The sequence below is a fragment of the Hymenobacter citatus genome (assembly GCF_014333615.1).
Lineage (GTDB): Bacteria > Bacteroidota > Bacteroidia > Cytophagales > Hymenobacteraceae > Hymenobacter > Hymenobacter citatus.
Window position 1 is genome coordinate 12004 of sequence record NZ_JACSCY010000018.1, and the last position, 14259, is coordinate 26262.

The 14259-nt window shown below is 59.0% G+C and carries 11 protein-coding genes; 6 read left to right on the plus strand and 5 right to left on the minus strand.

Going from position 1 to position 14259, the window contains the following annotated elements; genetic code table 11:
• Positions 1 to 234 precede the first annotated feature (234 nt).
• From H8B15_RS17870 to H8B15_RS17885, 4 genes are all read right to left on the minus strand, one after another.
• The gene (locus H8B15_RS17870) at positions 235 to 1833 is read right to left on the minus strand and encodes a M28 family peptidase (RefSeq protein WP_246455653.1); all 1599 of its coding nucleotides are present in this window, start codon (positions 1831 to 1833) and stop codon (positions 235 to 237) included.
• 110 nt (positions 1834 to 1943) lie between these two features.
• Positions 1944 to 2306, minus strand: coding sequence for a hypothetical protein (locus H8B15_RS17875; protein ID WP_187321019.1), 363 nt, complete (start codon positions 2304 to 2306; stop codon positions 1944 to 1946).
• Positions 2307 to 2380: 74 nt separating this feature from the next.
• The gene (locus tag H8B15_RS17880; protein WP_187321020.1) at positions 2381 to 3658 is read right to left on the minus strand and encodes a PAS domain-containing protein; all 1278 of its coding nucleotides are present in this window, start codon (positions 3656 to 3658) and stop codon (positions 2381 to 2383) included.
• 141 nt (positions 3659 to 3799) lie between these two features.
• Positions 3800 to 4942, minus strand: a complete 1143-nt coding sequence (locus H8B15_RS17885) for a Gfo/Idh/MocA family protein (RefSeq protein WP_187321021.1) — start codon at positions 4940 to 4942, stop codon at positions 3800 to 3802.
• A 400-nt stretch (positions 4943 to 5342) separates the two neighbouring features.
• Between H8B15_RS17885 and H8B15_RS17890 the strand changes: the two genes are divergently transcribed.
• Complete coding sequence (locus H8B15_RS17890; RefSeq protein ID WP_187321022.1) at positions 5343 to 7013, plus strand: M28 family metallopeptidase; 1671 nt, start codon at positions 5343 to 5345, stop codon at positions 7011 to 7013.
• Positions 7014 to 7395: 382 nt separating this feature from the next.
• Positions 7396 to 7782, plus strand: coding sequence for a hypothetical protein (locus H8B15_RS17895; protein WP_187321023.1), 387 nt, complete (start codon positions 7396 to 7398; stop codon positions 7780 to 7782).
• Between the two features lie 53 nt (positions 7783 to 7835).
• Here H8B15_RS17895 and H8B15_RS17900 read toward each other — a convergent pair whose 3' ends face one another.
• Positions 7836 to 9380, minus strand: a complete 1545-nt coding sequence (locus tag H8B15_RS17900; RefSeq protein ID WP_187321024.1) for a hypothetical protein — start codon at positions 9378 to 9380, stop codon at positions 7836 to 7838.
• Positions 9381 to 9535: 155 nt separating this feature from the next.
• On the opposite strand from H8B15_RS17900, the gene H8B15_RS17905 reads away from it, so the two are divergent.
• From H8B15_RS17905 to leuB, 4 genes are all read left to right on the plus strand, one after another.
• On the plus strand, positions 9536 to 10702 hold the full coding sequence (locus H8B15_RS17905) for a 2-isopropylmalate synthase (protein ID WP_187321025.1): 1167 nt from the start codon (positions 9536 to 9538) through the stop codon (positions 10700 to 10702).
• Positions 10703 to 10866: 164 nt separating this feature from the next.
• Entirely contained in the window at positions 10867 to 12273 is a 1407-nt protein-coding gene (leuC, locus tag H8B15_RS17910) for a 3-isopropylmalate dehydratase large subunit (RefSeq protein WP_187321026.1), read from the plus strand.
• Between the two features lie 266 nt (positions 12274 to 12539).
• A complete protein-coding gene (leuD, locus tag H8B15_RS17915; protein ID WP_187321027.1) occupies positions 12540 to 13136 on the plus strand; it encodes a 3-isopropylmalate dehydratase small subunit in 597 nt (198 codons plus the stop codon).
• Positions 13124 to 14248, plus strand: coding sequence for a 3-isopropylmalate dehydrogenase (gene leuB / locus H8B15_RS17920; RefSeq protein WP_187321028.1), 1125 nt, complete (start codon positions 13124 to 13126; stop codon positions 14246 to 14248). Before leuD ends, leuB begins: the two co-directional genes overlap by 13 nt.
• The last annotated feature ends 11 nt before the right edge of the window (positions 14249 to 14259 follow it).

A 14259-nucleotide genomic window follows, 5' to 3' on the forward strand; every position in this document is an offset into this window, starting at 1 on the left:
CCCGCGGAACCTGCGCCGCTGCCCGTAGTGCCGGCAAACCTGCTTGAGTTAGCTGGAATGGTGTAGAGACGCATAGTTGCGTCTCGGCGTTGAACAAGCGCCGTCCGGGCATCAACGAGCAGGCGCTGATCAGCAGTTACCTTATATCTTGTCGTTAAACAGTTGACGTCCAAGCGGCGCGGCCGACGAGACGCAAGTATGCGTCTCTACACCAATTTCTGAGGCTCCCTGCCCTCATTTCCTCCCAAACCGCGTCCCAAAAAAGTCGCCCGGGTTCCAGGTGGGGCGTTGCGGATTTTGGGCTACCTGGTAGCCAATGAGGAAGTTGAGCTGGGCGTACTTGCGGCCGGCCTCAAAGTCGAAGGTGCCGGTGGTGTCGTCCTGGGGCTTGTGGTAGGTGGCGGCGCGCCACACCTGCACTTGCTCGCTGAGGTTGTTGCGGCCGTCGGCGGTTTTGTTGCCGTATTTGATGTGCAAAGCCGGAATGCCCTGCATCACGAAGCTGTACTGATCAGAGCGGATAAAGCGGTTTTGCTCCGGCTCAGGGTCCTGCTCCAGACTAATGCCCATATACTTCGTAGCCCGTTCCACGGGCGTCATCAGCGAGGAGTGCTGCGCCCCCAGCGCCACCACCGACAGCAGCGGCGCAATAATCGTGGGCATGTCGGTGTTGATGTCGGCCACGATATTTTCCTTCGGCACGGTGGGGTGGCTGGCGAAGTACGCGGAGCCCAGCAGTCCCAATTCCTCGCCGGTTTGCAGCACAAACAGCACCGAGCGTTTGGGGCGGTCCTGGCCCTTCAGCTTGCTGTAGATCTTGGCAATTTCCAGCACCGAGGCCACACCCGAGGCATTGTCGTGGGCGCCGTTGTAGATGGAGTCGCCGCGCACGGGCACGCCTACCCCCAGGTGGTCGAGATGGGCGCTGTGCACCACGTACTGGTCGCGTAGCTGCGCATCGGTGCCGGGCAGCTTGGCTACCACGTTGTAGCTCTCAAAATCCTGGTAGCCCGACTGGTACTTGGCCTGCAACGTGCCCGCAAGTGCGTTGGAGGCTGGTTTGCCGCTCCGCAAAGCCGGCAGTACCTGCGTGGTATCCAGCTGCGAGGCCACCAGCAACCGCTGGAAAGCAGGCGTGCTCAGGTTGCCGACCACCTGCATACCTTTCAAAGACGTGCGCGAGTTGGCCACCTGGCCCTGCGCGTCCAACACGTTATAAGTCTGGCGCTTTACAGTAGGCGAGGGGGTAGGCGCCTTGGGATTGGTGCTGCCCACCAGCACGCCCACGGCGCCGTGCTGCAAGGCCGTTTGCATCACCACCAACAAATCCTGGCTGGCCGAAGCCACAGTGCTGGGGAAGCTGCCGGGGGCACCGCGCACTACCACCACTACCTTACCCTGCACATCAAGGCCGGCGTAGTCGTCGTAGCCCAGCTCGGGGGCGCTGATGCCGTAGCCGGCAAAGGCCAACGGGGCCCCTACAGTATTATCAGGCGCGCCAGGATTGGGATTGAGCGTGAAATCGGGGCCGTAGGTGAGGGAGCGGCCGTCGATGCTGAGGGTGGCGCCGGGTAGGGTAGTAGCCCGGCGCAGGCGCACGGTTTGGGTGTAGGTGCCGTTGTCGCCGGCGGGCTGCATGCCCAGCTCCTTCAACTGCCCTACCACGTAGTCGACGGCCAGCTGGTAGCCGGGGGTGCCGGGCTGGCGGCCGCGCAGCTTATCATCGGCCAAGTACCAGATGTGCTTTTTGATGTCGGTGGGTTTCACCGCCTGCATGGCCCGCACCACTGGCTTGGCAGGAGTAAGAGACTGCGCCGAAACCGCCGGCACCATCAGCAAAGAACTAAAAAGAAGACAAACCGAACGAAGCCGCATTATGCACCATAAAAAGCCCCGAATCACCTGATCCGGGGCGCGCAATATGCGAAAAAAGGTCGGGGTGCTTAAGCCGCGGAGCGCGTGTTTTGCTCTAGTTGAAGCAGGAGCGTTTCAATTTGGGCAGCAAATTGCTCCACTTTTTCCAGGCCGGTACGGGCCTGCTCAATCTGGTCGCGCTGGTACTGGCGCACCAGGTCGCGGCCGGTATCCAGCATCGTCTGCATCTGCTGCTCGATGGCGCGCACCTCCGGAAAGTCGCTGTACTTTGGCTTCACCACGGTGTACAGCCACTGTCCCAACGGATTTTCGCGCAGCACAAACAGGCTGTCTTCGGGTTCGCGCACGCCGTAGAGCACGGAGCGTAAGCGCGATTTGAAGAGCACCAGTTTGATGCGCGCCTGTTGAAAATCCAGCGTATTTATATCCATGCCAAAAGAAAGGTAGCAAAAACGCTACCGAGATAACGGGATGTAGCGAAGAGTGGTAGCTGAGCCGCGGGGACTTACTGCTTGCGAGCGTCCACCAAATCCGTCACGTCGAAAGCAAAGACGGTGATGCCTGCTTTCTGTCCGTTTTCTTCAAAGAGCTGATACGTGAAGTTAAAGTAATGCGTGCGAAGCGCATCGGTGCCCCCCTGGGCCAGCAATATCTCGATTTCGTTGCCAACGAACGGCACACCGGTTTCATACACCTGATCCAACAGTTGCTGAATGCCCTGGTCAGCCAGCTCGGGTAGGGCTTCCAGCACGGTTTTGCCCACCAGCTGCCGGTTCGGAAACAGGCGTTGGTATTCGGGGTTCACAAACTCATACCGGTGTTCGGCGCCCCGCAAAATGCAGATAACAGCTGGCGCCTTCATCAGCAGGTTGTTGAGGGTTTTGCGCTGACTTTCCGCCAGTTGATACGCCTGATACGCCTGATCGGAAAGGGTAGCCTGCTGCTCATTGGTCACCAGGAGTTCTTCCACCATCTGCTTCTGGGCCTGAATATCAATGCCGCAGCCAAGCCACATGCTCACCTCGCCTTCGGGCGTGAAGCGGGGTAGGGCCTGCACCAGCAGCCAGCGATACTGCCCGTCGTGCCGACGCAGGCGGTATTCAATCTGGAACGGTGCCGGCTTGTCTACCACTTGCTGCCACTGTTGCGCCACGCGCGGGGCGTCGTCGGGGTGCAGCAGCTTCAGCCAGCTCTGGCCCTCCAGGTCTGGCTGCGTGGTGCCCGTAAACTCCAGCCAACGGGCGTTGAAGTGTTCCGGGATGCCATCGGGCCGGGTGGTCCAGATCATCACCGGCAAGGCCTCCAGGATGAAGCGCATGCGCTCTTGTTGCTCGGCTAACTCTTGCTGCATCTGTTGGTTGCGCAGGGCCGTTTGGTGAGCCTCCGTCACGTCCTCGGTTTTTTGCAGCACGTACTGCAGGCTACCCTGCTCGTCCAGAATGGGGTAGTGCGTGGCCTGCCAGTAGCGCTCCTCAAAGCCGCCACCCTGCTCGGCGGGCCGCTCCAGGTCGTACCGAATCAGAGGCATGGTGTGCGGGGCGCGGTGCTCACGCACATGGGCAAGCGAGTCGGCCAGGATGGAGGCCTCGTTCTGGCTAGCCGCCGGGTAGGCGTCAAACAACGGCTTGCCTACTACCTGATTCCGCTTCTTCAACGACACCGCTTCGTGGCTGTCGGTGTTGTCCAGCACGGTGGCTTCCTCGTCTGGGGCCATCAACATAAAATTGTCGGGCAGTGCGTGAAAGAGCTTCTGGTAGTCGATGGGCAGGGCGGGAGTAGGCATGAAGCTGAAGCGCAAAGTGACGGGTACAGCGCGGATACGCAGTACTCGCGGGAAAGATACACCTATCTCGCGAAGCGTCCCGCGCTTAGCCGCCCCGCACAAGGTCACTCCGCACCCGCCACTGGCCACAGGCGCCGATCATTACTTGCCTACATGGTCCAGTGCCTGCGCTATGTCTTTGGTTGACACGGCTTTGCCGGTGTCGGCGGCGCGGTAGATGGCTTCCAGCAACTGCACGTCGCGCAGGCCCATTTCGCCGGGCACGCGGGTGGGTTTGTTTTGCAGGATGCAGGTGGCAAAGTCATCCATCTGCCGGGCCTGCTGGTTGATGTTCTGCTTGTCCATCTTGCCCTTGCTGGTGTCGCCCTTTAAGCCACCGTAGCCGAAAGCGGGTTGCAACTCAAACCAGCCGTTGGCGGCCTCGGCGCGCAGGCGGCTCATGCTTTCGGTATAGCTGGTGCGGCAGTCGGCGGTAGAGCCGTCGGCAAACTTGAACTGCCAGTTGATGGATTCCTCCACCTCGTTGAACTGCTCGGGGCGCGTCTTCTTAGGGTAGTTGGCCGTGACGGACACTGGCAGCGCGCCCTTGGTGTAAATCACGCCCTGCACCGAGTAAATGCCCATGTCCATCAGCGGGCCGCCGCCCGAGAGCTTCTTCTGAATACGCCACGGCCGCTCGTTCTTACCCATCGTAAAGCCGTTGTCCGATTCCAGCTTTTTCACCGGCCCAAACACCTTCTGCTGGCCCAGGCGCATCATTTCCAGGTTGTGCGGCTCGAAGTGCAGGCGGTAGCCGATGCTGAGCTTTTTGCCGGCCGTGCGGCAGGCCTCAATCATGCGGCGGCAGTCGGCGGCGGAGGTGGCCATGGGCTTCTCGCAGATGACGTGCTTGCCCGCCTTGGCCGCCCGCACCACGTACTCGGCGTGCAGGGCGTTAGGCAGCACCACGTATATAATATCAATGGCCGGGTTGTCTTTGATCTGGTCGAACGTCTCGTAGGAGTAGACGTTTTTCTCCGGGATGTTGTACTTCTGTCGCCACTCGGGCACCTTCTCCGGCGAGCCCGTGACAATGCCGGCCAGGTAGCAGTTCTTGGTTTCCTGCAAGGCCGGCGCCAGCTGCCCTTTGCTATAACCGCCCAGCCCCACCAGCGCAATACCCAGCTTGCGCCCCTGCGGCCGGGCTTCCGAAAACAGGGGTAGGCCTAGCAACGTAGCGCCCAGGCCCAGCGAAAGGCGTTGCACAAACTGGCGGCGGCGGGTAACAAAGTCAGTGGTTTTCATCGGCGGAAAGGAATAATGAGGTAGAGTAGAAGCACAAGTTGCTGAGGTAGTTTGGTTGAGTAATCCCTACCCGCTGGATGCGTGCCGGTCCGACGCCGGAGGCGTCCGACCGGTTGCCGCTTGCTGACGCCCGCGCCACGTGGTCAACGCGTAAGCAGTCATCAGCACGAAGCTCGTTCGGACCGGCACGCGCCCTCCCGCGAGTTGTACCACCACGCAACATAAGGTAGTGTGTCTCGTTTCGGGCACGGCACAAAGCTTGGCGCTCTGCAACTTGTGTGCATACGTACTGTCTTCGCGGCGGGAAGGTTATAGCTCAACGAGCCTACTGCGGAGCTGCATCGGTAGGCCAGCCCACGTTCTTTGCTTACTATTGCGAACCTCATTCTGCTCTTTCAATATGAAATTTCTCTACCCTTCCTGCCTGCTACCCGCGCTGGCCCTGCTGGCCGCCTGCAACAGCCAGCCCACTACCACCACCGGCACCGCCACTACCGAAAACACCGCCGCCGCGGGCACCGACAGCATCACGGCCGCCATCATCGGTGGCTACCTGCAAGAAGTGTCGTCGGATGAAATGCTGGGCCGCAAGCCCTTCACGCAAGGTGAGGACAAGGCCACCGCCTACCTGGCCGCGCAGTTCAAGGCGCTGGGCTTGAAGCCGGCCCCATCGGGCAGCTACTTCCAGCCCGTGCCCATGGTCGAAATCAGCGTGAAACCTGCGCCCACGGCTCAGGTGGCCGGCAACGGCAAAAAGCTGACGCTGAACTATAAGGATGATTACGTGGTGTTCAGCCAACGTGAGCAGCCCACGGTATCGGTGCAGAACTCGCCGCTGGTGTTTGCCGGCTACGGCGTGGTGGCGCCCGAGTACGGCTGGGACGACTACGCCGGCCTCGACGTGAAAGGCAAAACCGTGGTAGTGCTCGTGAACGACCCCGGTAACGCCGAAAACGACACCACCTTTTTCAAGGGCAAGGCCATGACCTACTACGGCCGCTGGACCTACAAATACGAGGAAGCTGCCCGCCACGGCGCCGCCGGCCTGCTCATCGTGCACGACACCAAGCCGGCCGCCTACCCCTGGTCGGTGGTGCTGAGCGGGGCGGTAGGCCCCAAGCTGCGCCCCCAAACCGACGATAAAGGCGCCAGCAAGTGCGCCATCGAAGGCTGGCTGACACTGGACGCGGCCAAGCGCCTGTTCACGGCCGCTGGCCAAAACTACGACCAGCTATACACCGCCGCCAACACCAAGGGCTTTCGCGCCCGGCCGATGGGCGGGCTTACCTTCAGCACTAGCCTGCAAAACCAGCTGCGCCGCCAGACCAGCAAAAACGTGCTGGCCGTGCTGCCCGGCACCACCCGCCCCGATGAGTTCATCATCTACTCGGCCCACTGGGACCATTTTGGGGTAGGCAAAGCCATTGCCAACGACTCCATCTACAACGGCGCCGTGGACGACGGCACCGGCTTGGCCGCTCTGCTCAGCATTGCCAAGGCCTTCACCGAGGCCCCGCAGAAGCCCGCCCGCAGCATCGTGTTTCTGGCCGTAACCGGCGAGGAGCAGGGCCTGCTGGGCTCGGCCTACTACGCCCATCACCCGCCGTTTCCGCTCAGCAAAACCGTGGCCGACCTGAACATGGACATGCTCTGGCCCTTCGGCAAGATGAAGGACCTGACGGTTATCGGCTACGGCCAATCAGAGCTGGAGGAATACGCCCGCGCCGCCGCCCAGGCGCAGGGCCGCTACATCCTACCCGACCAGCAGCCCGAAACCGGCATGTTCTACCGCTCCGACCACTTCAGCTTTGCCCATGTAGGTGTGCCCTCGCTCTACGCCAGTGGTGGCTACGAAAGCCGCGCCCACGGCAAAGACTACATCGCCCAAAAACGCCAGGAGTACACCACCAACTACTACCACAAGCCCGCCGACCAGTTCGACCCCAACTGGGACTTGTCCGGCATCGCCCAGGACGCGCAGCTGTATTTTGAGGTAGGCAAGAAACTCGCCAGCGAAACCACGTTCCCGCAATGGAAAGAGGGGTCGGAGTTTAAAGCAGTAAAGCGGTAGGGTGCAGTAATGGCGCGGGGCTGTGCCCCGTGCCGACTATGCGTAGGCCTCTGGCCTACCCGTCAGAACGACTTACCCGAACGTCCCTGATGGCGCGGACAATAGTAGGCCAGAGGCCTGCGCATAATCGGCACGGGGCATAGCCCCGCGCTATCATCGGACATTATAGATTTTAATAAATAAATTCCTGCGAATGTAAAGAATCTATGTAACCTATATTCTTTACATACTCATAGGGGCTAGTTTAGCTTCATGTAAACTAATAAATGCCCCTTTTTATTTATCCTGTTACGACAATGCAAAAGTATCAACCAAACCTATCCATGAGGCTTTTGCCGTGCTTTGGGAAAATTATTCTGAGAACAGGGTAGACTTCACGACAATGCTATCAATTGCACGTGCTAATCCAGAAATTATAAAGAATGGAAAGTACTTATCGTCTTTAGGGAATGATGTAGATGAACAGACCAAAAGGCAGGTAGAAAAGGAATACTTTGTGAATCAAGCTGCGAATCCACACATCACGTATTACTGGCACTTCAAAAGCCGTGATCAAACAAGAATTTATTCTGTAATGTCTATGACTTGTTCACTTGATACTATTTCCAGTAATAAAAAAGAAGTGATAAATGCCTGCTCCTTTTGTCTAGCGGGTGTTCTGTATCTGCCAGTCAATATGAATTCTAGATGGAAAACTTTTTTTGATATGAAACCAGCAGAACGAAGAGAGAATAGAATGTTTAAAAAGGATATAATAGATAATCTTTAATAATTACGCCCTCGCTCAGCACAGTCGAGCGAAAGCGTAGACAATTCACAACCTCACTTCATCGCCCGAAACTTCCGCTGCATAATCTCCTGCACGGGCACGTTTTCAATCTTACTTTCTAGCCAGGAAATAATATCCAAATACAGGAAGGGCCGGCGTTCCAGCGGGTTCACGGCAATGGCGATGAGCTGGTTTTTGAGGTTGGTGAACGCGCCTTTTAGCTCGCCGGGTGTGAGGTCGCCTACGGTGCGCAGGAAGCGGAAGATGGCTACCTGCATCTGCTGCTGCTCGTTCATCTTGCCCAGGAAACGGTACACCGACTTGATCTGGTAGTCTAGGGCCTCGTCCTGGCCGGCTTCGTAGTGGGCTATCAGGTTCAGGATGCGGGCAAAGCACTGGATATCCTCGCGCAGGCTCACTTCTTTGAACTGAATGATTTTGGTGAGGTACTCGATGGCCTTCTCGTTGTCGCCGCTGCCGAAGTAGAGGCTGGCAATCTTGTAGTAGAATACCAGCCGGCGGTGCACGTCGAGTTGGAGACGGTACTCTTCTAGCTGCCCCAGCAAGCCTGGAATCAGTTCCAATCCTTCGGTGAAGCGTCCTTCCAGAAAGTGCAGGTTGATTTCGTTGGTGGCGATGTACTGAAACAGCAGCGACTCAATGTTGGGGGTAGAGCGGCGGTTGGGGTCGTTGGCAAACGCCTTCAGGGTAGCCAGCACCTCCCGGAAGCGGCTATAGTATAAGGTATTGAATAGATACGCCAACAGATTATGCAAGCCCTTGATATAGAGCATGGTCTGCTGGTTTTTCATGTCCGGCGTCTGCTCAAACAGCTCCACCCACTTGTGGGCGTAGCGGTAGCCGGCCGTGAAGTCCTGCACAATGGTGTAGTACCACACGTGCGCCTGGTAGTAGTACAGCTGCTCAAAAAAGCCGCTTTGCTGCACGTTGGTAGGCGGGAGGGTAGCCCGGAAAAACGCCGTTACCTGCTCGTAGTCCTGCTGGTTGCGGGCGTGGCCGGTTTTCAGGTAGAGCCCATACATCTGCAAGGCCGCGTTCGACAGCGCGTGTAGCTGGCTCACCTGCCCCGCCGTGCCCGCCGACTCGCTCGCCAGCTCCTCGGCCCTACCCTCCAGGCTGCGCGTAATGAACTGGGATTCAATCAGCTTCTCGAAATCCAGGGCCAGCAGGGCAATGTGCGAAAGCTGCTGCTGGGTGGCCGTGTTCTTCACCTTGTCCAGCATTTTCAGGCTTTGCTGGTAGAAGCCCTTGTTGTAGAGCACGCGGGCGTAGCCCAGCTGCTCGTGCAGCTGAATATCCACGTTTTGGCCGGCGTGATAAAGGCGCAAATCAGACAATAATTGCCGGTAAAGATTGGCCTTGAGGTTGGCGAGCTGGGCCTTTTTGATGGCCGGCGCCAGCGCCAGAATGCGTTCTTCGTCGTAGTGCGGGAGCTGGTCGAGGGCGTCGAAAAGCTGTAGGAACTTTAGTTCTTCGGTCGCGCCGGGCCGGTCGGCCGACAGGCGGAAATGGCGTTTTTCGGAACGGGTCAGCGACTTGATGAGCTGAAATACCGATTCGCCTGCTTCGTTTGGCATTGTAAGAATGCGGAAGGTAATAGTATGGTAATCAAATGTTTTTGGAAATGTTCAAGGCATTAGAAATAGTAACAATTTCGAAAGCCTTTTTCCAAAGCCCGACATTCTCGCCGTAGTTAGTAAACTGAAATCTGCTTACAATTTTCGCATCTACTATGGGAGCGCACAACATCCAGATATTTGATACCACGCTGCGCGACGGCGAGCAAGTGCCGGGCTGCAAGCTAAACAAGGAAGAGAAACTTGTGATTGCCCGGCAGCTGGAACTACTCGGCGTGGATGTGATTGAGGCGGGTTTTCCGGTGTCGAGCCCCGGCGACTTTGCCGCCGTGGAGGCCATTGCCGCCCAAACCCGCACTGCTACCGTGTGCGGCCTCACCCGCGCTGTGGAAAACGATATTCGCGTGGCCGCCGATGCCCTGCGCAACGCCCGCTACCCCCGCATCCATACCGGCATTGGCACTTCTGAGCTGCACGTGCTGCACAAGCTGCGCACCACGCAGGAAGACGTAGTGCAACGCGCCGTGGCCGCCGTGAAGCTGGCCAAATCCTTCGTGGAAGACGTGGAGTTCTACGCCGAAGACGCCGGCCGCACCGACAACGAATTCCTGGCCCGCGTGTGCGAGGCCGTGATTAAGGCCGGCGCCACCGTCCTCAACATCCCCGACACCACCGGCTACTGCCTACCCTCCGAGTACGGCGCCAAGATCAAGTATCTGGCTGATAACGTGCGCGGTATCGAAAACGTGACGCTCTCTACCCACTGCCACAACGACTTGGGCATGGCTACCGCCAACTCCATTGCGGGCGTTATCCACGGTGCCCGGCAGATTGAGTGCACCATCAACGGGGTAGGGGAGCGGGCCGGCAACACGGCCCTGGAAGAAGTGGTGATGGTACTGCGCCAGCACGGCGACCTGGGCCTGACCACCGGCGTAAACACCAAGCTGCTCACCGAAACCTCGGCCCTGGTATCGCACTTGATGCAGATGCCGGTGCAGGCCAACAAGGCCATTGTGGGCGCCAACGCCTTTGCGCATAGCAGCGGCATTCACCAAGACGGTGTGATTAAGCACCGCGCTACCTACGAAATCATCGACCCGCAGGAGGTAGGCGCCCCCGATTCGGCCATTGTGCTCACGGCCCGCTCGGGCCGGGCCGCGCTGGCTTACCGTTTGCAGAAGCTCGGTTACGCCTTCGGCGGCCAGTCGCTCAACAAAGCCTACGCCTCGTTCCTGGTGCTGGCCGACTGCCAAAAAGAAGTGCAGGACCACGATTTGCACGCGCTGGTAGAGCAGGAGAAGTTGGTGGCCGTTGAGTAGAGTTTTTGAAGTGAAGTAAGAAATAAAGCAGAGCAAAGCAGCCCGTCATGCTGAGCTTGTCGAAGCATCTCGCGTGCTGATGTTGAATACTATCTTTCATCAGCACGCGAGATGCTTCGACAGGCTCAGCATGACGGTCTAAAAGTCAGATTCCACCCCACCCCATGCCCAAGTCCTTATTTGATAAAATCTGGGAGGCCCACGTTGTCAAGACCGTGGGCGATTTGTCGGTGTTTTACATCGACCGTCACCTGATTCACGAAGTAACCAGCCCGCAGGCTTTCGACGAAATCGAGGCGCGCGGGCTGCCACTTTTCCGGCAGCAGCAGATCATCGCCACCGCCGACCACAACGTGCCTACCCTCAACCAGCACCTGCCCATTCAGGAGCCCCTCAGCCGCTCGCAGGTGGATAAGCTGACCGAAAACTGCGCTAAGTATGGCGTGGAGCTATACGGCCTGGGCCACGAGCGCCAGGGCATCGTGCACGTCATCGGGCCGGAGCTGGGCCTCACGCAGCCAGGCATGACCATCGTGTGCGGCGACAGCCATACCTCCACCCACGGCGCGTTTGGCGCTATTGCCTTTGGCATTGGTACCAGCCAGGTGGCGCAGGTGATGGCCTCGCAGTGCCTGCTCATCGACCGGCCCAAGCGCATGCGTATCTCCGTGGACGGCGACCTGCGGCCCGGGGTAGGCGCCAAAGACCTGATTCTCTACGTGATTGCGCAGCTGGGTACCGGCGGCGGCACGGGCTACTTTGTGGAGTATGCCGGCAGCGCCGTGCGCAGCCTGAGCATGGAAGGCCGCATGACGGTCTGCAACATGAGCATCGAAATGGGCGCCCGCGGCGGCATGATTGCCCCCGACCAAACCACCTTCGACTACCTGCAAGGCCGCCCCTACGCGCCCCAGGGCGAGCAGTGGGAGCAGGCCGTGGCCTACTGGCAAACGCTCTACTCCGAGGAAGGGGCCGAGTTTGAAGCCGAGCACCACTTCGACGCCGCCCACATCACGCCCATGATTACCTACGGCACCAACCCCGGCATGGGCATCCCGCTGGGCGGCACCATTCCGCTGGACGTGGTGCCGAGCGAGGCCGCCGGTTTTAGCAAGTCGCTGGAGTACATGGGCCTGACGCCGGGCGAGTCGCTGCTGGGCAAACCCATTGACTACGTGTTTATTGGGAGCTGCACCAACTCCCGCATCGAGGACTTACGCACCGTGGCGGCCTACGTACAGGGTAAGCACAAGGCACCTCACGTGGAGGCCATCATCGTGCCCGGCTCCAAGCAGGTAGAAAAGCAAGCCAAGGAAGAAGGTTTGGATAGAATCCTAGCCGACGCCGGCTTCACCCTGCGCGAGCCAGGATGCAGCGCCTGCCTGGCCATGAACGAGGACAAGATTCCAGCTGGCGCCTACTGCGTGTCTACCTCCAACCGCAACTTTGAAGGCCGCCAGGGCCCCGGCGCCCGCACGCTGCTGGCCTCGCCGCTGGTAGCGGCTATTGCGGCGGTGGAAGGCAAAATCAGCGCCGTGCCTGCATACAATGAGCTAGAGCTAGCAGGCTAGAAGCTAGTTCCCCTCCTTTTTTAAGGAGGGGTGCCCGAAGGGCGGGGTGGTAAAAATCGTTGAACGATTTACTGCTAATCACCCCTACCTCGTTTATCGTCAGCAACTAAACAACATCAGCAACGAGTCAACCACCCCAGTTTTCGCTACGCGAAAACATCCCCTCCTCATCTGAGGAGGGGAGCTAAAAAACTAAAAACTAGTCCCCCCTCTCCCTGAGGAGAGGGGGCTAGGGGGTGAGGCGAATCGTTGCACGACTTCATATCATGGAAAAATTCCAGATCCTACGTTCCACCGCGGTGCCCCTACCCAACGAAAACGTAGACACCGACCAGATCATACCAGCACGCTTTCTGAAAGCCACCACCCGCGAGGGCTTCGGTGAAAACCTATTTCGCGACTGGCGCTACGCGGCCGATGGTCAGCCCAAGCCCGACTTCGTACTCAACAACCCGCGCTTTTCTGGCCGGATTTTGGTGGCAGGTCAGAACTTTGGGTGTGGTTCCAGCCGGGAGCACGCCGCCTGGGCCATTTTTGATGCGGGCTTTAAGGTGGTTGTTTCCAGCTACTTTGCTGATATTTTTCGGGGCAACGCGCTGAACAATGGGTTGCTACCCCTGCAAGTATCGGAGGAGGTGCTGCAACGCCTGCTGGCGCAGATAGAGCAGGACCCGCAGACCGAGTTGGTGGTAGATCTGCCCGCGCAGACCCTGAGCGTGCCCGTGTGGGAAGAAAGCATTCCGTTTGCCATCGACGCCTACAAAAAAGAGTGCCTGCTGAACGGGTACGACGACATTGATTTCTTAGTAAGCCAAAAAGAGGCCATTGCGGCCTATGAAACCTCCCGACCATGGACGTATTAAAGAAGAAAATAGCCGTGCTGGCCGGTGATGGTATCGGGCCGGAAGTGTGCCGCGAGGCCATCAAGGTGCTGGAAGCTGTAGCCGAGCGCTTCGGCCATCAGTTCACCTTCGATCAGCAGCTGATGGGCGCCTGCGCCATCGACGCCACCGGCGACCCGCTGCCCCAGCAAACCCTGGATGCCTGCTTCGCGGCCGATGCCGTGCTGCTGGGCGCCATCGGCGACCCGAAATACGACAACGACCCCTCGGCCAAAGTGCGCCCCGAACAGGGCCTGCTGCGCCTGCGCAAGTCGCTGGGCCTGTACGCCAACATCCGCCCCGTAACGGCCTACGACGCCCTGCTGGCGCACTCACCCCTAAAGCCGGAGCGCATCAGCGGCACCGATATGCTGATTTTCCGGGAGCTGACCGGCGGTATCTATTTCGGCGACAAGGGCCGTACCGACGACGGCCAGGGCGCCTACGACCACTGCACGTACTCCCGCGAGGAGATTGAGCGCATTGCCCACCGCGCCTTCCAGGCCGCCGAAACGCGCCGCCGCAAGCTCACGCTGGTCGACAAGGCCAATGTGCTGGAAACCTCGCGCTTGTGGCGCGAAGTGGTGCAGCAGATTGCCCCGCAGTACCCCGAGGTGCGCGTCGACTACCTGTTCGTCGACAACGCCGCTATGCAGGTGATTCTGAACCCCAAGCAGTTCGATGTGATTCTGACCGAGAACATGTTCGGCGACATCATCTCCGACGAAGCTTCCGTGATTGCCGGTTCGCTGGGTCTGCTACCCTCCGCTTCGGTGGGCGACCAGGTGGCCCTGTTCGAGCCTATTCACGGGTCCTACCCCCAGGCCAAGGGTAGGGGCATTGCCAACCCCATTGCCACGATTCTGTCGGGTGCGATGCTGCTAGAACACTTCGGGTTGCAGGAAGAAGCCGACGCGGTGAAAGCCGCCGTACAAGCCGCCCTCGACAGCAACATCCTGACGCCGGAGCTGAATGCCCTTACACCGTGCAGCACCGAGCAGGTAGGCAACTTTATTGCCTACCAGGTAGCCGGTGGTATTGACTGCCAGATGTATAAGGAAAACATTGCTGTGGGCATGAGTACCATTATCTAACGTCGCTCACG

Bases quoted from the DNA above. Each gene is read 5' to 3' on its own strand.
- H8B15_RS17875 (WP_187321019.1), bottom strand. From the start codon at position 2,306: ATGGATATAAATACGCTGGATTTTCAACAGGCGCGCATCAAACTGGTG.
- leuC (WP_187321026.1), top strand. From the start codon at position 10,867: ATGCCCAAGTCCTTATTTGATAAAATCTGGGAGGCCCACGTTGTCAAG.
- H8B15_RS17890 (WP_187321022.1), top strand. From the start codon at position 5,343: ATGAAATTTCTCTACCCTTCCTGCCTGCTACCCGCGCTGGCCCTGCTG.
- H8B15_RS17895 (WP_187321023.1), top strand. From the start codon at position 7,396: ATGCTATCAATTGCACGTGCTAATCCAGAAATTATAAAGAATGGAAAG.
- H8B15_RS17885 (WP_187321021.1), bottom strand. From the start codon at position 4,942: ATGAAAACCACTGACTTTGTTACCCGCCGCCGCCAGTTTGTGCAACGC.
- H8B15_RS17880 (WP_187321020.1), bottom strand. From the start codon at position 3,658: ATGCCTACTCCCGCCCTGCCCATCGACTACCAGAAGCTCTTTCACGCA.
- H8B15_RS17900 (WP_187321024.1), bottom strand. From the start codon at position 9,380: ATGCCAAACGAAGCAGGCGAATCGGTATTTCAGCTCATCAAGTCGCTG.
- leuB (WP_187321028.1), top strand. From the start codon at position 13,124: ATGGACGTATTAAAGAAGAAAATAGCCGTGCTGGCCGGTGATGGTATC.
- H8B15_RS17870 (WP_246455653.1), bottom strand. From the start codon at position 1,833: ATGGTGCCGGCGGTTTCGGCGCAGTCTCTTACTCCTGCCAAGCCAGTG.
- H8B15_RS17905 (WP_187321025.1), top strand. From the start codon at position 9,536: ATGGGAGCGCACAACATCCAGATATTTGATACCACGCTGCGCGACGGC.
- leuD (WP_187321027.1), top strand. From the start codon at position 12,540: ATGGAAAAATTCCAGATCCTACGTTCCACCGCGGTGCCCCTACCCAAC.